This is a genomic window from Halorubrum xinjiangense, assembly GCF_049604745.1.
Lineage (GTDB): Archaea > Halobacteriota > Halobacteria > Halobacteriales > Haloferacaceae > Halorubrum > Halorubrum xinjiangense_A.
Window position 1 is genome coordinate 2,455,040 of record NZ_CP187140.1, and the last position, 22,521, is coordinate 2,477,560.

Here is a 22,521-nt window from a genome sequence, read left to right on the forward strand (position 1 = left end):
GAAAAAGGGCGCGCTACGCGGTCGGTCGGGTCACCGCCAAAACGGAGCGATACGGCGCGAACCTACGCGACGGTCAGCGACAGGATCTGGACGAACACGCCGAAGAGGACGCAGAACGCGACGACCGTCTTGGGGTCGATCGCGATGGCGTTCCGGTCCTCGTTCTCGAAGTAGCGGACCAGTCCCGCGCTGGACATCAGCCCGCCGGAGTTGGAACCACTCATGTCGGGTTCTGGGCGGCGCCGGGTTCTAAACGTTTCGTTCGCTGCGCCGGTCGCAGGGGTCGCCCCCGCCGCGCGGTCCGCCGAGCGCGGACTTCCCGTGGTTCCTGCCCGCCGCGATGGACCGCGATGACCGCGCGCACACACGAGTGGGAAACCCTTATGCGCGGGCCGGCGATAGTTAGCGCCGACTATGACCGTTCGACTGCTGGATTTCCACGCCGAGTGGTGCGGCCCGTGTAAGACCCAAGACCCCATCCTGGAGGAGATTCAGGAGGACCTCGGCGACGCGTTCGAGCTCCAGAAGGTCGACGTCGACGAGGAGCAGGACGTCGCGAACCAGTACCAGGTCCGCTCGCTCCCGACGCTTATCGTCGAGAACGACGACGGCGTCGTCGACCGCTTCGTCGGCGTCACGCAGCGCGAGGACATCGAGGCCGCCCTCACCGAAGCGGGCGCCTAACGCGGGCGCCTGATACCGGCTTTCGCTCAGTACCCGTTCTTCCCGCGGCCGCCGCGGCGTCTCGCAACCTTTTACAGCACCGCCCGTCCAGTAGTCGTATGGCCAGTTTCGACGCCGCCGAACGTCGCATGCTCGACCGACAGATCTGTATGCGCTGTAACGCCCGCAACGCCTCCGAGGCCGAGCGCTGCCGCAAGTGCGGCTACACCAAGCTCCGCCCGAAGGCGACCGAGCGCCGCGCGGCGTAATTCGGTCGGCTCCGGGCCGGTTTCGGCCCTTCTCGCGAGTTCTCCGTTCGACGGCCAGCCGCGCGTGTGCCTCACGCCTCCCCAGCCTCGGCGGGCGGCCCGGCGCGGGCGGGGCCGCGCCGGACCGCCACCTCCCTCGCGGACCCCTCGCGGCCGTTTAAAAACGGCCGCTCGGGGGCGCGCCGATGTGGGCGGTCGGCGTCGTCGTTCGCTTTTAAACCCGGATCCCGCTCACTCCTCGGGATACTTCGGCTCGCGGCGCTCGGCGCGCTCCGTCGCGCGCTCGATCACCTCGCGGACGGTGTCCGGGCCGTCGGCGGCGCGGTAGACATCGCCGTGGCCGGGGAACATCGCCGCAACGCTGTCGGGCATGCGGTCGAGGATCTCGTGAAGGCTCTCGATCAGGCGCTCGCGCGACTGGCCGGTCATGTCGGTGCGGCCGAACGAGCCGTCGTCGAAGGCGCCGTCGTTGTAGACGACCACGTCGCCGGAGTAGAGCCGCTCCTCGCCGACGAGCGAGACGTGGTCGTCGGCGTGGCCCGGCGTGTAGACGACCTCGCAGGCCTCGCTCCCGACGAGTATCTCGTCGCCGTCTTCGAGCGCCACGTCGCGGCGCGGGTGGTCGGCGTACGCGAGCACCCGCGGGTCGAAGCGGTCGACCACCGCGTCGAGTTCGCCCACGTGGTCGTGGTGTTGATGGGTCACGACGAGGCGGTCGAGGCCGTCGACGCCGGCGTCGTCGAGCGCGTCGGCTATCACCTCGTCCACGCCGGGCATCGTTCCGGCGTCGACGAGCGTCGTCGCGTCCCCGACGACGAGGTACGCGTTGCAGGTGAACTCCTCCGCGTCCGCGGTGACGGTGATCGGCTCCATGCCCGTACTCGCTCGCGGAGCGACAAAAGGGTACAGCCGCGGTCGCGCCGGCGCCCTCCCGGCTCTCGGCGGCGCTCGGACCCGGTGGCGGCCGTGGATTTATCCGTCGCGCCCTGTTAGCTTCACACACATATGGGCTTCGGCAGCTACGACGAGTCCGAACAGGAGAATCAGGACCTGGACGCGGACTTCGACGACGACGACGGCGTCCGGGCTGCCGAGGAGACCCACCAGGGGTCCGTCGACTACGAGCCCGGCGCCTCGAACGACGAGCTTCTCGACCGGCTCCAGGAGATCAAGTCCGAGGACGCGTGAGTGGACCCGCCGAGCCGCACGCTCGGCGTCGCCTTCTCTGACGCCCGCGACGTGAGCCACGCGGCCGGCGTCGTCGTCCGCGCCGACGGGACGCCGGACGGTTTCGCGTTCGCGCGGTGTACCGTCGGCGGGACGGACGCGACAGACGCGGTTATCGACTGTTGGCGCGCGCTCGACCGCGAGGATGTCCGCCACGTCGCCTGCGCGGGCGTCGCGCCCGCGTGGTTCAACCTCCTCGACCTCGACCGACTCCGCGAGTCGCTCGATCGCCCCGTCTACGCCGTGAGCTACGAGGCGAGCCCCGGGCTCGAACCGGCGCTCCGCGACGCATTCGACGGCGACGCGCTCGCCGACCGCCTCGCGACGTACCGGTCGCTGCCGTCGCGGGTTCCGGTCGATGCTCCGGAGTCCGGCGACCCCCGCTTCGTCCGCGCGGTCGGCCTCGACCCCGAGGACGCTGCCGCGGCCGTCAGGGGGCTCACCCGCGACGGCGAACGGCGCTGCGAGCCGCTCCGGATCGCGGCGCTCGCCGCGAGCGCGCACCGCGAGGCGGCGACGGGCGAGTGACCGTTCCGGGGCGACCGACGCTACTTAGACACCCGCGCCCGGAGCCGTCGGTATGAGCGAACACGGCGGCGACGGCGCCGGCCTCGACGAGAACCTGTGCGTGCCGTCCTGCGAGCGGTGCCCGGAACTGGTCGAGTCCCGGAGCCGGATCGTCGACGGGGTCGGCCCGACCGACGCGGACCTGCTGTTCGTCGGCGAGGGCCCGGGCGCCACAGAGGACGAGGAGGGCGAGCCGTTCGTCGGACGGTCGGGCGACGTGCTCGACGAGGCGCTGCGCGACGCGGGGCTCGCCCGCGCCGACGTGCGGATCACGAACTGTGTGCGGTGTCGGCCGCCCGACAACCGCGACCCGACGACCGAGGAGCTGGCGAACTGCCGCGGGTATCTCGAAACGGAAATCGACCGGCTCGACCCCGAGCTGATCGTGACGCTCGGGAAGGTGCCCAGCGAACACCTCCTCGACCGCTCGGTGGCGATCACCTCGGAGTCTGGCGACGTCGTCGACGCGCGGCTCGCCGGCGAGTCGCGACGACTCTTACTCTCCGTCCATCCGGCGGCGACGCTGTACGACCGGAGTCAGCGCGACGGCTTCTTCGAGACGATAGCCCGGGCGGCCGAACTGAGCGGGGTCGGCGAACGGAGCGAAGAAGGCGGGGACGGGCAGTCGCGGCTCGGCGAGTTCTGAGCGGCGTCAGTCGCGGTCGCGCCGGTCGCCGACGCCGAGCCACTTCTTCGCGTCGAACAGGCCGCGGATCGCCTCGACGAGCCCCTTCCCCTCGTGCTCGCCCGGCCGGAGCCGGGCGCGGATACGCGAGGAGATGAGCTCGATGCCGAGGACGACGATGAACACCATCACCAGCCCCGCGGCGGTCTGCTGGAACTCGAAGAGGTCCTGGCTGTTCCGGATCATCAGCCCGAGCCCGCCGGCGCCGACGACGCCCAGCGAGATGGCGATCCGGGTGTTGATCTCGAGGATGTACAGCGTCCACGCGATGAAGGAGCGCGACACCTGACTCAGCATGCCGAAGCTCACGGTCTGGGTGCCCGACGCGCCCGTCGACCGGATCGCCTCGATCGGCCCCTCCTCGATCTCCTCGAGGTCGTCGGTGAACAGGCGGCCGAGGTTCCCGATGCTGTCGGTCGCGATCGCGAGCACCGCCGTGACCTGTCCCGGCGGCCCGATGGGAATGTACAGGAAGATCCAGACGATGGCGGGGATGGCGCGGATGCCGCTGAGGGTGCCCCGGAAGATGAAGTTGAAGGGGAACGGCGTGACGCGCTCGCTCCCGAGGACGCCGAGGACGAGCGCGAACGGGAAGGCGAACACGGTGCCCATGAAGCCTAAGAGGAGCGTCACGAGGCTCGCCTTCACCAGCGACTGCCGCGACGACTGGAAGCTCTCGACGATGTGGGCGCCGCCGTCGCCGAAGCTCGCGGGGATCGCCTGTAACCCCGTGATCCCCTCATCTTTGGTGTAGATCGTGAAGTTCTGGAAGTCCGGCGGGAAGAAGCCGGTCGAGATGAACTCGTACATCCCCGGGAGCCGCCCGGCGACGACGCTCGACTGGAAGCCGATGAAGCCGAGTCCCCAGTAGGTGACGCCGAGGACCGCGGCGAGCAGCACGCCCCACAGCAGGTATTTGAGCCGGCGGAGCCGTTCGAGCGTGCGGAACTGGTCGTCGATCGCCGAGTCCGGCGAGCTCACGCCCGTTCACCTCCGTCGGCGGCGACATCGGTCTCGCCGAGCTCGTCGCCGCTCGTTCCGGTCGGGACCGTCTGGCCGTCCTGCGCGCTCCCGTAGTAGATCCGGTCCATCTCGTCCATGGTGAGGTCGTCGGCGTCGCCGTCGAAGATCACCTCGCCGTCGCGGATGCCGAGGAACCGGTCCCCGAACTCGCGCGCGATGTTCACCTGGTGGAGGCTGGTGATCGTGGTGAGGTCCTGCTCGGTCGCCGCCTTCTTGAGGTAGCGCATCACGTCGCGGGCGGCCTTCGGGTCGAGGCTGGCGACCGGCTCGTCGGCGAGGACGATCTCGGGGTTCTGGACGAGCGCGCGGGCGATCCCGACGCGCTGTTTCTGGCCCCCGCTCATCGACTCGGCGCGCTGGCCGGCCTCGTCGAGGAGGCCGACCGTCTGGAGGGCCTCCAGGGCGGTCCGCTTGTCCGCGTCGTCGTGCATCCCGAGGGCGCTCTTGAGAAGCCCGTTCCGCGAAAGCGCCCCCGACAGGGCGTTGCCGAACGCGGTCTTGCTCTCGATGAGGTAGTGTTCCTGGAACACCATTCCGACCCCGCTGCGGTTCCCTTGGAGCTCCTCACCGCCGATGCGAACGGACCCATCGGTGGGTTGCGTGAGCCCGTTCAACACCCGCAGCATCGTCGACTTGCCGGCACCGGAGGGACCGAGGAGGATGACGAACTCCCCCTCGTCGATGGTGAACGACACGTCGTCGAGGGCGACGGTGTCCTCGTCGTATATCTTGCTGACGTCTTCGAATTCGATCGTTGGCATGAGGTGTGAGGTTGTCCGAGAACGGACCGATCGTGTGAAAAACGATCCGAAGTGGGGACCGTCGGGGTCCTACTGGTTGAAGATGTCAGTCCCGACGCCGAGCTCGTCGGCGACGTCGATGACGGACTGGTAGTCCTCCTGGCTCGCCTCGCGGACGCGGCTGAACCAGAGGTCGTCTTCGGTGCCGTCCTCGCCGTCGGCACCGTAGTAGATGCTGTCCGGGCCCTCCAGGAACGCCTCCTGAATGGCGCTTTTCACGTCGTCGTCGAGCTCGGGCGAGACCACGATCGGTGCGCGCGGGAGCCCCTCGTCCTCGTGGAGGGTGGTCGCGACCTCCTGCCACTCCTCCGGTGCGGGGCCGGTCTTCGTGTCGCGGACGAACCCGCCCATCGCCGCCGCGTCGACCTGGCCCTGTTCGAGCAGGGTGTACGAGCCCACGTGACCGCCGGCGAACCGGGCGTCGAACTCGGCCTGCGAGCCGTTGCCCTCGGGGAGCTCACCGACGTCGAGGTCGCCCTGGTTCGACATGCTGTACAGCGGATACAGCGCGCCGCTGGTGGAGAGCCGGTCGGAGAACGCGACCGTCTTGCCGGAGAGGTCCGACAGCTCGGTGATGTCGCTGTCGTTCGGCGTCGCGATGATGCTCTTGTACGTCCACCCGCCGTAGCCGTACCGCTGGAGGATGACTTCCGCATTGTCGGTCATCACGCCGAGGCCGGCCGCGAACGGTCCTGTCTCGGCGATGTCCAGCGTACCCTGACCGAGCGACTGGATGATGGCGCTGTAGTTGCTTCCGATGGTCCCCTCAACGCTGAGGTCGCTGGGGACGTCGTAGTTCTCCCGGAGGTAGCTCCCGATGTGCTCTTCGAGCGGGGAGTACTGTACGTTGAGGTCCTCCTGCGGCACGGACGGCGAGATGCCGAAGTCGATCGTGCCGTCCCCGCCGAACGTCATCTCCGGTTCGCTGTCCGAACCGTCGCTGCCGTCGGACCCATCGGACCCGTCGGAACCGTCGGACCCATCGGACCCGTCGCCGCCGTCACCGCCGCCGCCGCTACAGCCTGCGAGTCCAACGATGCTTGCTGCGCCCGCGACCTTGAGGAATTGGCGTCGTCGCTCCATGAGGAGTACATATTGGCGTTTTACTGATCTATCAAAAGTGTTGCTGTTCAAATATACGGACAGGTATATACTGCTCTGTAATGGATCCCGGATAGAAACTGACTTCCACGCAGATGATATATCGGAGACATGGACGAATCACCAACCGATCGAGAGGTGTCCGTCGCCCTCGTCGACTACGGGCTCGGAAACCTCCGGTCCGCGACCCGCGGGCTGGAACGCGCGGGCGCCTCCGTCGAGATAACGGACGACCCTGCGGCGTTCGCGGCCGCCGACGGCGTCGTCCTCCCGGGCGTCGGCGCGTTCCGCGAGGGGATGGAGAACGCCGGGCCGCTACGCGAGGCGCTGACCGACCACGCCGAGGCGGGGCGCCCCCTCTTCGGGATCTGCCTCGGGATGCAGATGCTCCTCACCACGAGCGAGGAGGCGGACCACGAGGGTGAAGGCGAGGTGACGGGTCTCGATTTAGTCCCCGGCACCAACGTCCGGTTCGACGTGGACCGGAAGGTGCCCCACATGGGGTGGAACGAGCTCGACGTCACGCGCGACCACCCGATCGTCGACGGGGTTGACGGGGAGCACGCCTACTTCGTCCACTCCTACTACGCGGAGCCGGACGACCCGAACGCGGTCGTCGCCACCGCGGACTACGGCGTCGACTTCCCGGCGGTCGTCGCCAACGAAGCCGGCAACGTGTTCGGCACGCAGTTCCACCCCGAGAAGAGCGGCGAGACGGGGCTGAAGATCCTGCGGAACTTCGTCGACTACTGCGCGGAGCAGTAGTCGGCGACCGCGCCCGATTTTCTCAGAGCTCGTCGTACGGGCCGGGCTTGGCCGCGGTCAGGCGCTCGACCTGCTCGTCGGAGAGGTCGATCGTCGCGGCCGCGAGGTTCTCGCGGAGCTGGTCGACGGTCCGGGCGCCGACGATGGGAGCGGTGACGCCGTCGCGGTGCGCGAGCCACGCGAGCGCCGTCTGCGCGGGCGAGGCGTCGACCTCGTCGGCCACGGCGTCGAGCTCGTCGTGGACGTCGAAGTTCTCCTCGGTGAGGTACGCCTCCTGGAACCGGCTCGACTCGGCGGCCTTCGAGTCGTCGGGCAGGTCGGCGTCGCGGTCGTACTTCCCGGTCAGGAACCCCTGTCCGAGCGGGCTCCACGGGGAGACGGCGAGGTCGCGCTGGCGTGCGAACTCTAGGTAGTCGCCCTCGACCTCGCGGTCGACGAGGTTGTAGCGCGGCTGGAGCACCTTGAACGGCTCCCACCCTTCGCTCCGCGCGATCTCGTTCGCGCGGGCGACCTTCCACGCGTTCGGGCGGAGCGTGGAGGCGCCGAGGTAGTGGACCTTGCCGGACTCGACGAGCCCGTTCAGCGTCTTCATCAGCTCGCGAGCGGGGGTCTCGTCGTCCCAGCGGTGGATGTAGAGGACGTCGATGTAGTCGGTGTCGAGCCGATCGAGCAGGGCGTCGACGCGGTGGCGGACGTTCTTGCGGTTCGTGCCGCGGCTGTTCGGGTCGCCGTCGCGGATCTGCCAGTACACCTTCGAGGCGACCGTGTACCGCTCGCGGTCGCGCTCGGCGAGCCAGTCGCCGATCCAGCGCTCGCAGTCGCCGCCGCCGTACACGTCGGCGGTGTCGATGTAGCGCCCGCCGGCGGTCTCGTAGGCGTCGAGCAGCTCGTGGGCGCGCTCCTCGTCGATTTCGACGTTCCCCGCCTCGGTCACGCGGCCAAAGCGCCACGTGCCGAACTGGAGTTCGCTCGTCCGCAGGCCGGTTCGGCCGAGCGGCACGGTTCCCAAGTCGATCTCGTCGAGTTCGGGCGTCATGGTCGAACGGTTGTCGCGGTCGACGCAAAAAGCCTCAGCAACCGGATGCGGTGTGCGAACGCGTGCCTATCGCCGAGGACGGGCCAGGGGGCGGCGGCTACTCGCAGGTCGCGGCGAAGTCCTCCTCCGCCGCGGTCGCGGTGCACACCGGACAGCCGGACTCGAGTATCGTCTCCCGCATCGCGTCGTTGACCTCGATGGTCTGCTCGCAGTCCGGACAGGTGAAGTGAACGGTGGTCAACGGCTTTCCTCTCGTTCCTCTCGGACGCGGGCGGCGAATATAAATGGCCGGTTCCCGGACTGCGGCCGGTCGCCGAGCGGCGGCCCGGTCACTCCGTGCGCGGCACCGCGTACGCGCCGACCGCGAGGAAGACGGCCGCGAGCGCGGACAACACGAACAGGTCGCCCGCCCACGCGCCGCCCTCGAAGGTGATCGCCCGGGTCCCGCGCGCGAAGTACGTCAGCGGCGAGGCCGCGACCGCGGGCAGGAACCACTCCGGCAGCAGCGACGGCGTGACGAACGTCTCGGAGAGGAAGAGTAGGGGGAGCGCGACCGTGTTGCTCGCGGCGATCACGCCGTCCTGCGAGTCCGCGAGCGCGCCGAGGACCGCCCCGAGTCCGCAGAACAGCGCGACTGCGACCGCGACGAAGACCGGCAGCGCCGCCAGCGCCGGCGAGACGATCAGGGTCGCGTCGGTCACCGCCAGCACGAGCCCGAGGATGAGCAGGCTCGCGGCGCCGATGATCCCGACGTTGACGAGCGTGTGCGCGAGCAGCCACTCGGCGCGGGAGAGCGGCGTCGTCGCCAGCTTCTCGAACCGCCCGCCGTCGCGGTGGCGCGCGATCTCGGAGCCGACCCGCGACAGCGGCGTGAACAGGACCACGACCGCGAGGTAGCCCGGGATGTAGTAGCCCGCGGGCTCGGCGAAGAGGCCGCCCCCGGTCGGCTGGGTCCGCACCAGCGCGCCGAAGATGACGACGAGGATGACCGGGAAGAAGAAGGTGAAGAACACCGCCGTCCGGCGGCGCAGGAACGAACGTCCCGCCGCCACCGCCTCCGTCCGGATCCGGCCGAGGCGGGTCATCGGTCGCCCTCCTCGGCCGGCTCGGCCGGCAGTCCACCGTCTCCCCGGCGCGCGTACTCCTCGCCGGTGAGCCGCAGGTACACGTCCTCCAGCGACGGCTCCGACCACGACAGCGAGTCGAAGGCGACGCCGGCGTCGTCGAGCGCGTCGACCGCGGCGCCGATCGCTTCCGGTCGGACGCCGCGCACCCGGAGGCCGTCGTCGCTCGCCTCGACCGTCGGATCGCCGCCGAGGCGATCGCGGACGCCGGCCGCGACCGCCTCCACGACCTCGTCGGTCGCCGGTTCCGCCGTCGCCGCGTCGAGCCGCGGGGCGCCGCCGTGCTCGGCGACCAGCCGGTCGGGCGCCCCGCTCGCGACCACCTGTCCGTCGCGGAGCATGGCCACCCGGTCGGCGAGCCGCTCGACCTCGTCCATCGCGTGGCTCGTGAGGAAGACGGTCGTCCCGCCGGCCGCGAGCCGCTCGATCAGCCGGTGGATCGCCCGGCGCCCGGCGGGGTCGATCCCGGTCGTGGGCTCGTCGAGGAAGAGGAGGTCGGGGTCGTTGACGACGGCGGTCGCGACGCAGGTCCGGCGCTTCTGGCCGCCCGAGAGCGTCTCGTACCAGGCGTCGGCGTCGTCGGCCATCCCCACGTCATCGAGGACCGCCTCCGTGTCGCGCGCCTCGTCGTAGAGCCCGCCGTAGTAGTCGACCAGCTCGCGGGCCGTGAGCCGCGCGGGCGGGTCGAACGACTGCGGGAGCAGCCCGATCCGGGCCGGGTCGACGTCCCGCGGCGGCGCGCCGAAGACGCGCAGGTCGCCTTCCGCCTCGGTTGTCCCCGTGAGCGCGCGCACCAGCGTCGTCTTCCCGGCGCCGTTCGGGCCGATGAGCCCGAACACCTCGCCGGCCGCGACATCGAGGTCGACCCCGTCGAGCGCGGCGACGTCGCCGTACGACTTCCGGACCCCCTCGCCGACGACGACGGGATCGGCCGCGGGGCCGCCCGGATTCGCCCCGGCGGCGGGGGCGTCGACCGCGGCGTCGGTCGCTGTCTCGTCCATGGAACCGCGTCCGGTCGCCGCGCGCGTAAGGGTTGCTTTTCCGTCGGCGACACACCGATCAACTGGCGTTCGGCGCGCCCCGGTGAGCGGCCGTCAGGCCGCGAACCGAGCGCGAGCGACGAGGCTGGGGAGGCGTGAGGTGCTGTGCGGTGCGGGGCGGGACTCAAAGGGGCAGTCGCGAGGACGACGCAGGCGACGCAAGCACCGCAGGAGCGAGTGAAACGAGCGACGAGGAGCGCAGCGAGCGTGCGTCGTCCTCGCGACTGGGGCTTTGGCGGTGTTCGCTGCCGATCTATTTTCAACCATTTATAAGCGAATGACTGGGACTTCGGCGGTCGTCGTGGTTCCGAGGCCGATCTGGTCCGGTCCTGCGGCCGGAGCGCCGACAACTGTGCTTTCCACGCCGACCGAGTCCCGTCGGCCCACCACGCGATCGGCCACCCCGTCCCGGTCCGTTACCCCTAAGCGACGCGCTCCCGACTCACGGCGTATGCACTACCACGAGGCGGCGGCGTTCCTCTTCGACCTCCGCCGCTTCTCGGTCAAGCCCGGCACGGAGCGGGTTGAGGCGCTGTTGGCGCACCTCGGGGATCCCCAAGAGGGCGTTCCGTTCGTCCAGATAGCCGGCTCGAACGGGAAGGGCAGCGCGGCGCGGATGACGGAGTCGGTCCTGCGGGAGGCGGGGCTGTCGGTCGGGCTGTACACCTCGCCGCACCTCTCCGCGCTCGCGGAGCGCGTCCGCGTCGACGGCCGGCAGATGACCGAGGCCGCGATCGCCGACTTCGTCGAGGAGGTCCGTCCGTGGCTGATCGACCGGGCGGCCGCCGGCGAGCCGCTCACGTTCTTCGAGGTCGTGACGGCGATGGCGATCCGCGAGTTTGCGCGGCGCGAGGTCGACGTCGCAGTCCTTGAGGTCGGCCTCGGCGGCGAGTACGACGCGACGAGCGCGGTCGACCCCGCCGCGACCGCCGTGACGAACGTCTCGCTCGAACACACCGCGGTCCTCGGCGACACGATAGAAGAGATCGCCCGCACCAAGTCTCGGATCGCCCGCCCGGACGCCCCCTTCGTCACCGCCTGCGAGGGTGAGGCGCTGGACGTCGTCCGCGAGGTGGCGGGCGAGGCCGGCGCGCCGGTGACGCGGGTGACTGGCGACGGAGGCTCCGCAGACCCGAACCCCGACGAGGCCGACGAGGCCGACGACCCGCCCGCGTTCGCGGCGACCTACGAGGGCCGGGTCAGCGCCACCGACGCCGAAATCTCGCTCATCGGCGAGCGCGCAGGGACCTACCGGATCCCGCTCGTCGGCCGCCACCAGGCGACGAACGCGGCGGTCGCCGTCGCGCTCGCGGACCGGACCGCGGAGACGCTGGGAATCAACCTCCCCGACTGCGCCGTGCGCGACGGCCTCGCGCGGGCGACGTGGCCCGGCCGATTCGAGGTGGTCGACACGGCGCCGCTGACCGTGCTGGACGGCGCGCACAACCCCGCGGCCGCTCGCACGCTCGCGGCGACGCTCGCCGAGTACGACTACGGCGACCTCCACCTCGTGTACGCCGCGATGCACGACAAGGACCACGCGGAGACGGCCGCGGCACTCCCCGACGCGGCGACGGCGGTCACCTGTCGGCCCGCCATCGACCGCGCCGAGGATCCCGACGTGCTCGCGGCGGCGCTGCGTACCGCGGGTATTGACCGCGTGACGGCCGGCGATGACGTGGCCGACGCGCTCGCCGACGCCGTCGACCGCGCCGACGACGGCGACTGCGTGCTGCTCGTCGGCTCGCTGTTCGCGGTCGCGGAGGCCCGGGCGGCCCGGACCCGAACGGTCCGGGAGCGGACCGTTCAGGACGCCGACGACGCGACGCACGCGCTTGACACGGCCGGCGTTCCGCCCGAGGGCGTCGCGGCCCACCGCGACGGCGTCGACCACCGCGTCCTCACGCTTCGGCTGCGCGGCGACCGCGCCGAGCGCGTCGCGAGCGAGGCCCGGGCGGTCGGCGGCGACGCGGCCCTCGGCGGCCTCGGCGCGGACGAGGACCGCGGGGCCGGCGGCGAGCAGGTCCCGGTCACCGTCGCGGGGACGGTCGCCGAACTGCGCGCGCTCGTCGACCGGCTCGCGGCGGCCGACGCCGGCGGCCTCGGCGGCGTGGCGGCCGACCTCGCGGCGGCGGTCGGAATCGAAGAGCGGGAGGACGCGGACGACACGGGCGACGACGCGGACGACGCAGCCCCCGATTTCCCGTGGACCGACCGCACCGCCGTGATGGGCGTGCTCAACGTCACGCCGGACTCCTTCCACGACGGCGGGCGCCACGCCGACCTCGACGACGCGGTCGCGGGCGTCGAGCGGATGGTCGAGGCCGGGGTCGACATCGTCGATGTCGGCGGCGAATCGACCCGGCCGGGCGCGGAGCCGGTCCCGGTCGAGGCAGAAATCGAGCGCGTCGTCCCCACTATCGAGGCGATCCAGTCGGTTCCGGCGGTCGACGCTGGGGACGTGCTGGTCTCCGTCGACACGCGGAAGCCGGCTGTCGCCGAGGCGGCGCTCGACGCGGGCGCGGACGTCATCAACGACGTGACGGGGCTGGAGGACCCCGAGATGCGCTCGGTCGTCGCCGACGCCGACTGCCCGGTGATAGTGATGCACAGCCTCGACGCGCCGGTCGACCCGGACGCCGAACCCGAGTACGACGACGTGGTCGGCGAGGTCGTCGACGAGCTTCGCGAGCGGCTCGCGCTGGCGGACACGGCCGGCATCGACCGCGACCGCGTCATCGTCGACCCCGGCCTCGGCTTCGGGAAGTCCCCGGCGGAGGACTTCGAGCTGCTCGCGCGCTGCGGGGAGTTCGCGGCGCTCGGCTGTCCCGTCCTCGTCGGCCACTCGCACAAGTCGCTGTACGGCGCGGTCGGGCGCGACGCCGACGACCGCGAGCACGCGACGGTCGCGGGCACCGCGCTCGCAGCCGACCGCGGCGCGGACATCGTCCGGGTCCACGACGTCGCCGAGAACCGCGCGGCGGTCGACGTCGCCGCCGCGGTGAACGGGTCGCTCCGCCACGGCGCGCTCCGCGACGGGGCCGACTCCGCGGGGGACGCGGAGTGACCCGGAACCGGTGTCCGGTCCCGGCCTCGCGCCGCGCCGACGGCAGCGTTTTGCCTCGCGGTCCCGTCGCGTCCGTATGACCCGGCGCCTGCTGCTCGGCTGTAGCGCGGTCGGGAACGCGCTCGTCGAGTACGCGCACGACGAGCGCGGCGGACGCGACGACCTGGTGGCGATCACCGACGACACCGGCTGGGTGTCGACGCTGCGCGACCGCAACGTCGCGACCGTCGAGGCCGACCCGACCGACCCCGGGACCTACCCCGACAGCGCGGCCGTCGTGCTGATCGCGAGCGACGACGCCGAGCGCAACGTCGCCGCCGCGCGCGCGGCCCGAGAGCGGTACCCGGACGCAATGATTATCGCCCACCTCGGGACGGCGCCGACCGACGAGCAGCGGGCGGCCGTCGAGGCGGTCGCCGACCGCGTGGTCGACCCCGTCGAGGCGGTCGCCGGGCGCGTCTTCGAGGCGGTCGGGCTCGACGAGGGCCGCGGCGCCGACGCCGACGCGGAGTTCTCTCGCGCCGATGCCGAGGGCGACGAGAAGCCCGCTCGACTGTTCGGGACGCTTCGCGCGCTCTCGGGACCGCTGCTGGTCGTCGCGCACGACAACCCCGACCCGGACGCCATCGCGAGCGCGCTCGGGCTGGTGCGGATCGCGGAGTCGATCGGCGTCGAGGCGGACGCCTGCTACGGCGGCGAGATCGCCCACCAGGAGAACCGCGCGCTGGTGAACCTCCTCGACATCGGGCTGCGGTCGTTCGACGAGATCGACCTCGACGCGTACGGCGGCGTCGCCTTAGTCGACCACTCCCGCGCGGGGATCAACGACAGCCTCCCCGAGGGCCACCCGGTCGACGTCGTCATCGATCACCACCCGCCGCGGGGGCCGGTCGCGGGGTCGTTCCTCGACATCCGCCCCGCGGTCGGCGCGACGAGCACGCTAATCGAAGAGTACCTCTCGCGGTACGGGATCGCGCCGGAGCGGGACCTCGCCACGGCGCTCCTGTACGGCATCCGGATCGACACGAAGGACTTCACGCGCGCGACCGCTATCGACGACTTCGAGGCGGCCGCCGCGCTGCTCGCGCACGCCGACGAGTCGACGCTCGAACGCGTCGAGAGCCCGAGCGTGAGCCCAGAGACGCTGCGCGTCCTCGCGGCCGCCATCGAGAACCGCGACGTCCGCGGCTCGGTTGCCGCCTCCTGCGTCGGCGAGATCTCCGACCGCGACGCGCTCTCGCAGGCGGCCGAGCGGCTCCTCGATCTGGAGGACGTGACGGTGACGTTCGTCTACGGCTACATGGACGGGGTGATCTACGGCTCCGCCCGCGCCCGGGGCGCCGACCTCGACGCGGGCGAGCTGCTTCGCGACGCGCTCGACCCCGTGGGCTCGGCCGGGGGGCACGCCTCGATGGCCGGCGCGCAGGTCCCGCTCGGCATCCTCTCGGAGGTCTCCGAGTCGGAGTCGCTCCCCGACGTCGTTGAGGCGTTCGTCGCCGAGCGGTTCTTCGAGGCGCTCGACGACGCGCCCGCCCAGCCGATCGGTCTCCCGCCCGAGTTCCCGACAGACTGAGCGTGTGCGAGAGGGTGGTCGTCGAAGCGCGAGAGGGTGGTCGTCGAAGCGCGAGAGGGTGGTTGTGCGGGGATCGCACAACAGTCGCAACGTACATACGGCGCGCCGGCGAACCTACTTTCATGACCGACGACATCGTCGAACACCGTCGACTGATAATCGCCGGCACCGGTATCTCGGGGCTCTCAGCGGCGATCTACGCCGCCCGGTCGAACAACGACCCGCTGCTCATCGAGGGCGACGAGCCGGGTGGCCAGCTGACGCTGACGACCGACGTAGAGAACTACCCCGGCTTCCCCGAGGGGATCTCCGGGCCGAGCCTGATCAACGACATGAAAGAGCAGGCGAAGAAGTTCGGCGCCGAGGCCCGCAACGGCGTCATCGAGGACGTCTCGAAGGAGCCCGCGGGCCACTTCCGCGTCGCGCTCTCCGACGGTGACGTCTACACTGCGGACGCCGTCATCGCCGCGTCGGGCGCCAGCGCGCGGACGCTCGGCGTCCCCGGCGAGGACGAACTGATGGGATACGGCCTCTCGACCTGTGCCACCTGTGACGGCGCGTTCTTCCGCGACGAGGACATGCTCGTCGTCGGCGGCGGCGACGCCGCGATGGAGGAGGCGAACTTCCTGACGAAGTTCGCGGACACCGTCTACATCGCGCACCGCCGCGAAGAGTTCCGCGCCGAGGACGTGTGGATCGAGCGCGTGATGGACAAGGTCGACGACGGCGAGATCGAGCTGCTCCTCAACACGGAACTTACCGAGATCCACGGCACTCCCGAGGACGGGATCGATCACGTCACGCTCGTCGAGCACCCGGACGGTCACCCGACCGAGAAGCTCGACGACCCGGCGACCGCCGACGAGGTCGACGAGTACGAGTTCGACGTCGGCGCCGTCTTCTACGCCATCGGCCACACGCCGAACACGGACTTCCTCGAAGGCACGGGGATCGAGACCGACGACGACGGCTACCTGATCACGGAAGGTGGGCGTGGTGGCGGGCAGACCCGAACCGGCGTCGAGGGCCTCTTCGGCGCCGGCGACGTGGTCGACTTCCACTACCAGCAGGCGGCCACGGCGAGCGGGATGGGCGTGAAGGCCGCGCTCGACGCCGACGAGTACCTCTCCGAGCGCGAGCGCGCCGGCGAGCTGTACGAGGCCGAGGTCGACGCCGCGGCCGCGGACGACTAATAATCGAGACATCCGGCGGCTACTTATAAGGTAGCGTTCGGTTCCGCTTTCGGAGCGTGAGGACTGAATGACCGCGGACCGACTATTTACTTATAAATAATCGGGTGTAGATCGACGGTGAAAACCTCCAAAGCCCCAGCCGCAAGAGCGGCGCACGCTCGCTGCGGTCCTCGGTCACTCGCTTCGCTCGTTCCCTGCGGTCCTTACGTCGCCTGCGCCGCTCTTGCGGCTGCCCCTTTGAGTCCCACCCAACCGCACAGCACCGCAGCCTCACGCCTCCCCAGCCTCGCGGCTCGCGCTCTTCGAGCGCTCGCCGCGTCCCTCGCGCGTGCTGGCTCGCGGCCTGTCGGCCGCTCGCAGGCACGCGCCACCGCAGTTCTATTTATAAATAGTCGCCGTCGTTGACCGACTAGGACAGAATCTCGACCTCGTACCCGTCGGCCTCGAGTGCGTCGACGATGTCGGCGGCGTGTTCGGCGTCGTCGGTCTCTAATTCGAGTTCGAGTTCGGCGGCGTTGACGGCCACGTCCCGCGACGTGCGGTCGTGGTGGACCGCGTACACGTTCGCGCCGGTGCGCGCGACGATGCTGGAGACGCGCTCCAGTTCGCCGGGGCGGTCCTTCAGGTCGATCGTGATCTTGAGGTACCGGCCCATCTGGACGAGCCCGCGCCGGATCACGGTGCCGAGGCGGTTGAGGTCGATGTTGCCGCCGCAGAGCGCGGCGACGATCGTCTCGCCGTCGTCGTACTCGAACGCCTCCGAGAGGACGGCGGCGAGCGCGACCGCCCCCGCGCCCTCGACGAGCGTCTTCGCGCGCTCCAAGAGGAGCGTGAGGGCTAAGGCGATCTCGCGGTCGTCGACGGTGACGACCTCGTCGACGTACTCTTCCATGACGTCGAGCGCCTGGCCGCCGACCGACCGCGTCGCGATCCCGTCGGCGATCGTGTCGACGCTGTCGATCTCCGTGACCTCGCCGGCTTCGAGCGACTTCGCGGCCGAGGCCGCGCCCTCCGCCTGTACGCCGACGACGCGCACGTCGGGGAGCTGCTCTTTGATCGCGACCGCGACGCCCGAGATCAGCCCGCCGCCGCCGATGGGGACGACGACGGTGTCGAGGTCGGGGCAGTCATCGACGATTTCGAGGCCGAGCGTTCCCTGCCCGGCCATCACGACCGGGTCGTCGAACGCGTGGACGTAGGTGCGGCCCTCCTCGCGCTCCAGTTGGTGCGCGTACGCCTGCGCCTCGTCGTAGTCGACGCCCTCCAGGCGGACGCTCGCCCCGTACCCGCGGGTGGCCTTCACCTTCGAGACGGGCGCGAACTTCGGCATCACGACGGTGGCGTCGACGCCCGCGCGGCTGGCCGCCAGCGCGACGCCCTGCGCGTGGTTCCCGGCGCTCGCAGTGACGACGCCCGCCTCGCGTTCCGCGTCCGAGAGCGTCTGAATCCGGTTCATCGCGCCGCGGATCTTGAACGCGCCGGTCCGCTGGAAGTTCTCCAGCTTGAGGTGTAGGTCGGCGCCACTCATCTCGGAGAAGGAGCGCGACCGCTCGAGGGGCGTGTGCCGGGCGACGCCCGAGACCCGCTCGCGCGCCTCGCGGATGTCGGCAAGAGTGAGCATGCCACCTCGTCGCCGCGCCGACCGCTAATCGGTTCCGGTCGGACTTGACCGAGGAAAGACGGCGAGCGGTCGCGGTCGCCGTATCGCGGTCACCGTATCGCGGTCACCACATCGGCTGCCGCGCCGATCCGGATCGACGAGCGAGCCGCTCGCGGTGGGTAAGGGGGGAATGCACGCGTGTGACGTGCGGGTAAAACGAGGCGACGGGAATACAAAAAGGTGAGGCTACCAGAGCGAAAGTGAAACCGCACGACTGCGGCGCCGTCATCGTTCCGTCAGACGGGATCGCGGGGGGTCAGCCGCACCCGCACGTCGCGCTCGTCGAGGACCGATCGAACCCGGTCGGCGAACGAGCCGGACCCGGGCCACGTCGCGTCCGCGTCGAGGCGGTCGGGGTCGCCGACGTACACCGCGGTAGCGTCGGGATACTCGCTTGGGGCGTCGAGCGGCACGGTCTCGCGGACGTACAGGCCGCCGTCGACGTCCTCGTACGCGTCGAGCGCGTCGACCTCGTCCGTCCGGAGGAGCCGCCCCGCCGTCTCGCCGCCCGGCGCGAGCGTCGGGTACCGCCCCTCGACGAGCCGGAGCCCGTCGAGCGTCGCGGGGCCGACGAAGACGTACGAGTCGAGCACCTCGGCGACCCGCTCCGGCTCGGTCAGGGTGCCGTACACGAAGACGTCCATGGGGGCCGTGCGTCGCTCGCGGGCTTCAACGTTCGGGCGCTCGCGGCTCGACGCGGTCGGCCGGAGGTGCGATCGGCTCCCGTCACCCCCGACTTCCGGCGGGAGCGTCCGGCTCCGATATATCAATACCGCGGGGGTCCGTCGAACGCGACGCATGGACTTCCCGCGGCTGCGGCGCGTCTGGAAGCGCGTCTTCGCGCTCGCGTGGCCCGTCATGGCCGAGCAGACGTTCCGGACCGCGATGCGGACGACCGACATCCTCGTCACCGCGCTGTTCTCGCCGGCTGCGGTCGTCGCCATCGGCCTCGCGGACCTGTACGCACGCTTCCCGCTGCGGATCGGGCTCGGCCTCGGTGGTGGCGCCATCGCGCTTTCCTCGCAGGACACCGGCGCGGGCGCCGCGGAGAACCGCGACGAGGCGGTGACGCAGGCGATCCTGCTCGGCGCGCTCGCGGGGGTCCCGTTCGTCCTCTTCGGGTTCCTCTTCGGCGAGCTCGCGATCGACGTGTTCGGCCGGCTCGTGGATGAGCGGACCTCGCCGGCTGTCGTCGACCTCGGTTCGACGTACCTCGCGATCGTGTTCGCGACCGCTCCCGCCCGCCACGTCGCCTTAGTCGGCGCCCGCGCGCTCCAGGGAACCGGCGACACCCGGACGCCGATGTACGTCAACATCGCCGCCAACTCCGTCAACATCGCCGGATCGGTCGTCCTCGGGCTGGGCCTGTTCGGCCTCCCGAGGCTGGAGGTCGTCGGCGTCGGCCTCGCGACCGCGGGCGCAAACGTCCTCACGGCCGGGCTGCTCTGTTTCGCCATCTGGGGATCGTGGACCGACGCGGACTTCGCGTGGCCGCGCGACCTCACGATCGCCAAACAGCTCCTGGTCGTGAGCGCCCCGCGCGTGCTGGAGGGGTTCGGCTCCGAGATCGCGGAGTTCCCCTTCAACGCGCTCCTCTTAGGCTTCGGCGAGACGGTCAACGCCGGCTTCCAGATCGGCCGCCGCGTCTACCAGCAGGTGACCGGGCCGCTCTCGCGGGGGTACAACGTCGCGGCGTCGATCCTCGTCGGCCAGGCGCTCGGCGAGGGCGACCCGGAGGCCGCGCGGTTCAACGGCTGGGCGGTCGCGAGCCTCGGCGTGCTCACGGTCGGCGCGATCGGGCTCGGGCTCGTCGTCGCCGCTCCCCGGATCGTCCCGATCTTCACCGACGACGCGGCGACGGTTTCGTCCGCGGTCGACTTCGCGCGGGTGTACGGCGTCGCGGGCGCCGCCCTCGCCTGCTTCTCCGCGCTCTCCGGCTCGCTCCAGGGCGCCAGCGAGACGCGGATCCCCCTCGTCGCGCGCGTTTCCGGGATGTTCGGGCTCTTCCTGGGGCTCTCGTGGCTGCTCGGCCGCACCGCCGGGTTCGGCCCCGAAGGCGCGTACGTGGGGGTGTTCGCCGCCTACGTCTGGATGGCGCTCGTCGTCGCCGCCGGCTTCCGCTACACGGACTGGGCGACCCGCGCCGCGGACATGATGGACGCGCGCGGGTCCGGGCCCGGCGCCGAGTCCGACGCGGCGTCCGGCGACGGCTCGCGCGCGGACGACTCGCCGTGACGCGGCGCGGGCGCGGACGGCGCCTCAATTCGGGGAGGAGAACAATGATACGGCCGGCGTCCGTCACCGGCGTATGTCGAACGAGACGCTGTACGAACGCCTCGGCGGCGAACCGGCCATCGGCGCGATCGTCAACGAGTTCTACGACCGGGTGCTCGCCGACGACCGGGTGAACCACCACTTCGACGACGTGGACATGGCGAAACAGCGCTCCCATCAGACCAAGTTCCTGAGCGCCGTCACCGGCGGCCCGATCCGGTACGAGGGCGAGGAGATGGCGGCCGCTCACGAGGAGCTGGCGATAACCGCCGTCGAGTTCGAGGTCGTCGCGACGCACCTCGACGAGGCGCTGCGGGCCTTCGACGTCGACGAGGCCGACCGCGAGGCGGTGATGGAGGCGGTCGCGGGGTTCGAGGACGACGTCGTCGGCGGTACGCCCGTGGACGAGTAGCGCGGCCCGCCCGCGGACGAGTGATCCCGGTCAGGGCTCGCCGCCGAGCGACTCCTGTTCTGATCCCGCGTCGCCCCTGAGCCGGCGGCGGCGCTTGTCGTAGGCAGCCTCCAGCTTCGCGTTCGTCGCCCGCGAGACGAGGTAACAGTCGGCGTCGCCGTCGTCGCGGGGGTGCGCGCTCGCGACCCAGACGTGGCCGTCGCCGGCCGAGAGGTCGTCGGCCCACCGCTCGGCGGCCGCGCGGCTCTCGAACGCGTGGCGGGTCCCGTCCTCGAAGACGAGCCGTCCCACCTTCGCGTTCCGCTTGCGCGCGGACGGTTTGATCGCGACGACGACGCTCACACCCCGAGGTCGGACGCCATCAGGTAAAAACCTCGTCAGACGCCGGCGCGCCCGCCCGTCGCTCAGTCATCGGCGACGGCGCCCGGCTCGGCGTTCGCCGCGTCCGCCTCCGCCGCGAGCAGGCGGTCGAGCCCGTCGACCATCCCGACGACGCTCGCCCGGGTGATGTCCGCGTCCGACGCCGAGACGCTCACGGAGCGGTCGCCCCGCGAGAGGTCGACCTCGACGGTGACGACCGCGTCCGTGCCGCCCGTGATCGCGTCGACGTGGTAGGAGTCGAGCTCGAAGGCGACGCCATCGCGCTCGTCGTCGCTCCCGCGCTCGCCGTCCCCGTCGCCCGCGAGCGCCGCGCGGACCGCCTCTAAGCCGGCGTCGACAGGGCCGGCGCCGGTGCCGGAGGCGACGCGCTCGTCGTCGCCGACGCGCAGCCTGACCGAGGCGGTCGGGAGGTTGCCGCCGGAGGTCGCCGAGAGGTCGACGAGCTCGACGTGGCGCTCGCGCTCGCGGCCGCGAACGTCGTCGGCGATGGCGAGCAGGTCGGCGTCCGTGACGCGCTTGCCGCGTTCACCGAGCTCCTTCACGCGGGCGACGACCTCGCGAAGCTCGTCGTCGTCGACCGCCACGTCGTGTTCGGCGAGCGCGGCCTTCACCCCGGCGCGGCCGGCGTGCTTGCCCAAGACGAGCCGGCGCTCCCGCCCGACCGTCTCCGGCGGGTACGGCTCGTACATCGTCCCGTCCTTGAGCGTGCCGTCGGTGTGGATGCCGGACTCGTGGGCGAAGGCGTTGGCCCCGCAGACGGCCTTGTTCGGCGGGAGCGCGACGCCGGTCGCCTCCGAGACGGTCCGACAGAGCCGGTAGAGCCGCGAGAGCTCGACGGTGTCGACGTCGTACGACTCGCCCAGCGCGATCGCGACCTCTTCGAGGGCGACGTTGCCCGCGCGCTCGCCCACGCCGAGGACGGTACCGTGGACGGTGTCGGCGCCGGCCTTCAGCCCCGCGTGGACGTTCGCCAGCCCGAAGCCGAGGTCGTCGTGGGTGTGGAGGCTCGTCGGGCCCAGGTCTGCGAGCCGCGAGACGACTTCGGCGGTGCGCTCGGGGTCGGCCGCGCCCACCGTGTCGCAGTAGCAGATCCGGTCCGCGCCCGCGTCGAGGCCCGCGCCGAGCAGGCGTTCGAGGTAGTCGAGGTCGGCCCGCGAGCCGTCCTCGCCGAGCACCTCCACCCACAGGCCGTGGTCTTTGGCGTACTCGACGAGCTCGACGGTCGTCTCGACGACCTCGTCGCGGGTCGAGCCGACCTTCGTCTCGACGTGCTTGTCGGAGGCGGGGACGACGAGGTTCACGCCGTCGACGCCGCAGTCGAGCGCGTGGTCCACGTCGCGCTTCACGCCGCGAGCGAAGCTCGTCACGGTCGCGTCGAGCCCCTCGTCGGCGACGCGGCGGATCGCCTCGCGCTCGCCTTCCGAGGTGCACGCCGAGCCGGCCTCGATCAGGTGGACGCCGGCGGCGTCGAGCTCGCGGGCGACGTCGACTTTCTCGCCGGGCGATAAGGAGACGCCCGGCATCTGTTCGCCGTCGCGCAGGGTGGTGTCTAACAGCTGTACCTCGTCGAGGTTGGTGAGCGGTGTTCGGGTCAAAAGGTGGTCCGTCGGCTCTGCGGTGGTCTCGGGGTCGGTGCCGCCGCGGGGCGGTCGTGCCCCGGA

The 22,521-nt window shown here is 71.1% G+C and carries 24 protein-coding genes; 11 read left to right on the plus strand and 13 right to left on the minus strand.

The genetic code is table 11. The annotated features are described in order from the left end of the window. Positions 1 to 62: 62 nt before the first annotated feature. A complete protein-coding gene (locus ACOZ35_RS13500) occupies positions 63 to 224 on the minus strand; it encodes a preprotein translocase subunit Sec61beta (protein ID WP_004598786.1) in 162 nt (53 codons plus the stop codon). 190 nt (positions 225 to 414) lie between these two features. On the opposite strand from ACOZ35_RS13500, the gene ACOZ35_RS13505 reads away from it, so the two are divergent. Continuing rightward, entirely contained in the window at positions 415 to 684 is a 270-nt protein-coding gene (locus tag ACOZ35_RS13505) for a thioredoxin family protein (protein WP_004598787.1), read from the plus strand. 98 nt (positions 685 to 782) lie between these two features. Then, positions 783 to 932: a 50S ribosomal protein L40e gene (locus ACOZ35_RS13510; protein WP_006629440.1), complete on the plus strand. Its 150-nt coding sequence runs from the start codon at positions 783 to 785 to the stop codon at positions 930 to 932. A gap of 231 nt (positions 933 to 1,163) precedes the next feature. Here the strand turns inward: ACOZ35_RS13510 and ACOZ35_RS13515 are convergent, their stop codons facing one another. Beyond that, positions 1,164 to 1,805, minus strand: a complete 642-nt coding sequence (locus ACOZ35_RS13515) for an MBL fold metallo-hydrolase (RefSeq protein ID WP_424014059.1) — start codon at positions 1,803 to 1,805, stop codon at positions 1,164 to 1,166. Between the two features lie 132 nt (positions 1,806 to 1,937). On the opposite strand from ACOZ35_RS13515, the gene ACOZ35_RS13520 reads away from it, so the two are divergent. From ACOZ35_RS13520 to ACOZ35_RS13530, 3 genes are read left to right on the plus strand one after another with little or no spacing between them, the layout of a single operon-like run. Next, positions 1,938 to 2,120, plus strand: a complete 183-nt coding sequence (locus ACOZ35_RS13520; RefSeq protein ID WP_424014060.1) for a DUF5786 family protein — start codon at positions 1,938 to 1,940, stop codon at positions 2,118 to 2,120. Continuing rightward, positions 2,121 to 2,687, plus strand: coding sequence for a DUF99 family protein (locus ACOZ35_RS13525; RefSeq protein ID WP_424014061.1), 567 nt, complete (start codon positions 2,121 to 2,123; stop codon positions 2,685 to 2,687). Between the two features lie 52 nt (positions 2,688 to 2,739). Then, positions 2,740 to 3,372, plus strand: a complete 633-nt coding sequence (locus ACOZ35_RS13530) for a uracil-DNA glycosylase (RefSeq protein WP_424014062.1) — start codon at positions 2,740 to 2,742, stop codon at positions 3,370 to 3,372. A gap of 6 nt (positions 3,373 to 3,378) precedes the next feature. On the opposite strand, the gene ACOZ35_RS13535 is transcribed toward ACOZ35_RS13530, so the two are convergent. From ACOZ35_RS13535 to phnD, 3 genes are all read right to left on the minus strand, one after another. Further along, positions 3,379 to 4,392: a PhnE/PtxC family ABC transporter permease gene (locus tag ACOZ35_RS13535; protein WP_424014063.1), complete on the minus strand. Its 1,014-nt coding sequence runs from the start codon at positions 4,390 to 4,392 to the stop codon at positions 3,379 to 3,381. Continuing rightward, positions 4,389 to 5,195: a phosphonate ABC transporter ATP-binding protein gene (gene phnC / locus ACOZ35_RS13540; protein ID WP_424014064.1), complete on the minus strand. Its 807-nt coding sequence runs from the start codon at positions 5,193 to 5,195 to the stop codon at positions 4,389 to 4,391. Before phnC ends, ACOZ35_RS13535 begins: the two co-directional genes overlap by 4 nt. 69 nt (positions 5,196 to 5,264) lie before the next feature. Beyond that, positions 5,265 to 6,317 carry a phosphate/phosphite/phosphonate ABC transporter substrate-binding protein gene (gene phnD, locus ACOZ35_RS13545; protein ID WP_424014065.1) on the minus strand — a complete coding sequence of 351 codons (1,053 nt, stop codon included), beginning with the start codon at positions 6,315 to 6,317 and terminating at the stop codon, positions 5,265 to 5,267. 129 nt (positions 6,318 to 6,446) lie between these two features. Here phnD and hisH point away from each other — a divergent pair, with 129 nt between their 5' ends. Next, complete coding sequence (gene hisH / locus ACOZ35_RS13550) at positions 6,447 to 7,100, plus strand: imidazole glycerol phosphate synthase subunit HisH (protein ID WP_424014066.1); 654 nt, start codon at positions 6,447 to 6,449, stop codon at positions 7,098 to 7,100. A gap of 22 nt (positions 7,101 to 7,122) precedes the next feature. On the opposite strand, the gene ACOZ35_RS13555 is transcribed toward hisH, so the two are convergent. From ACOZ35_RS13555 to ACOZ35_RS13570, 4 genes are all read right to left on the minus strand, one after another. Further along, positions 7,123 to 8,136 carry an aldo/keto reductase gene (locus tag ACOZ35_RS13555; protein WP_424014067.1) on the minus strand — a complete coding sequence of 338 codons (1,014 nt, stop codon included), beginning with the start codon at positions 8,134 to 8,136 and terminating at the stop codon, positions 7,123 to 7,125. Between the two features lie 97 nt (positions 8,137 to 8,233). After that, on the minus strand, positions 8,234 to 8,377 hold the full coding sequence (locus ACOZ35_RS13560; protein WP_424014068.1) for a DUF7560 family zinc ribbon protein: 144 nt from the start codon (positions 8,375 to 8,377) through the stop codon (positions 8,234 to 8,236). Between the two features lie 88 nt (positions 8,378 to 8,465). After that, entirely contained in the window at positions 8,466 to 9,221 is a 756-nt protein-coding gene (locus ACOZ35_RS13565; RefSeq protein ID WP_424014069.1) for an ABC transporter permease, read from the minus strand. Further along, positions 9,218 to 10,261: an ABC transporter ATP-binding protein gene (locus tag ACOZ35_RS13570; protein ID WP_424014070.1), complete on the minus strand. Its 1,044-nt coding sequence runs from the start codon at positions 10,259 to 10,261 to the stop codon at positions 9,218 to 9,220. The genes ACOZ35_RS13565 and ACOZ35_RS13570 overlap by 4 nt, the downstream gene beginning before the upstream one ends. Before the next feature lie 490 nt (positions 10,262 to 10,751). Here ACOZ35_RS13570 and folP point away from each other — a divergent pair, with 490 nt between their 5' ends. The 3 genes from folP (at position 10,752) to ACOZ35_RS13585 (ending at position 16,133) form a co-directional block, all read left to right on the plus strand. Further along, a complete protein-coding gene (gene folP / locus ACOZ35_RS13575) occupies positions 10,752 to 13,367 on the plus strand; it encodes a dihydropteroate synthase (RefSeq protein WP_424014071.1) in 2,616 nt (871 codons plus the stop codon). A gap of 76 nt (positions 13,368 to 13,443) precedes the next feature. Continuing rightward, positions 13,444 to 14,940 carry a DHH family phosphoesterase gene (locus ACOZ35_RS13580; protein WP_424014072.1) on the plus strand — a complete coding sequence of 499 codons (1,497 nt, stop codon included), beginning with the start codon at positions 13,444 to 13,446 and terminating at the stop codon, positions 14,938 to 14,940. Between the two features lie 122 nt (positions 14,941 to 15,062). Continuing rightward, positions 15,063 to 16,133, plus strand: coding sequence for an NAD(P)/FAD-dependent oxidoreductase (locus tag ACOZ35_RS13585; protein ID WP_424014073.1), 1,071 nt, complete (start codon positions 15,063 to 15,065; stop codon positions 16,131 to 16,133). Between the two features lie 409 nt (positions 16,134 to 16,542). Here ACOZ35_RS13585 and ilvA read toward each other — a convergent pair whose 3' ends face one another. Continuing rightward, entirely contained in the window at positions 16,543 to 17,754 is a 1,212-nt protein-coding gene (gene ilvA, locus ACOZ35_RS13590; RefSeq protein ID WP_424014074.1) for a threonine ammonia-lyase, read from the minus strand. A 275-nt stretch (positions 17,755 to 18,029) separates the two neighbouring features. Further along, a complete protein-coding gene (locus ACOZ35_RS13595) occupies positions 18,030 to 18,437 on the minus strand; it encodes a gamma-glutamylcyclotransferase family protein (protein ID WP_424014075.1) in 408 nt (135 codons plus the stop codon). Positions 18,438 to 18,591: 154 nt separating this feature from the next. Between ACOZ35_RS13595 and ACOZ35_RS13600 the strand changes: the two genes are divergently transcribed. After that, positions 18,592 to 20,028 (plus strand): MATE family efflux transporter, encoded by a 1,437-nt coding sequence (locus ACOZ35_RS13600; protein ID WP_424014076.1) that lies wholly within the window; start codon positions 18,592 to 18,594, stop codon positions 20,026 to 20,028. A gap of 73 nt (positions 20,029 to 20,101) precedes the next feature. Next, positions 20,102 to 20,479, plus strand: coding sequence for a group I truncated hemoglobin (locus ACOZ35_RS13605; protein WP_424014077.1), 378 nt, complete (start codon positions 20,102 to 20,104; stop codon positions 20,477 to 20,479). A 30-nt stretch (positions 20,480 to 20,509) separates the two neighbouring features. On the opposite strand, the gene ACOZ35_RS13610 is transcribed toward ACOZ35_RS13605, so the two are convergent. Both ACOZ35_RS13610 and ACOZ35_RS13615 read right to left on the minus strand, forming a co-directional pair. Further along, entirely contained in the window at positions 20,510 to 20,821 is a 312-nt protein-coding gene (locus ACOZ35_RS13610) for a hypothetical protein (protein ID WP_121595368.1), read from the minus strand. A 62-nt stretch (positions 20,822 to 20,883) separates the two neighbouring features. After that, positions 20,884 to 22,455: a (R)-citramalate synthase gene (locus ACOZ35_RS13615; protein ID WP_424014078.1), complete on the minus strand. Its 1,572-nt coding sequence runs from the start codon at positions 22,453 to 22,455 to the stop codon at positions 20,884 to 20,886. Between the last annotated feature and the right edge of the window lie 66 nt (positions 22,456 to 22,521).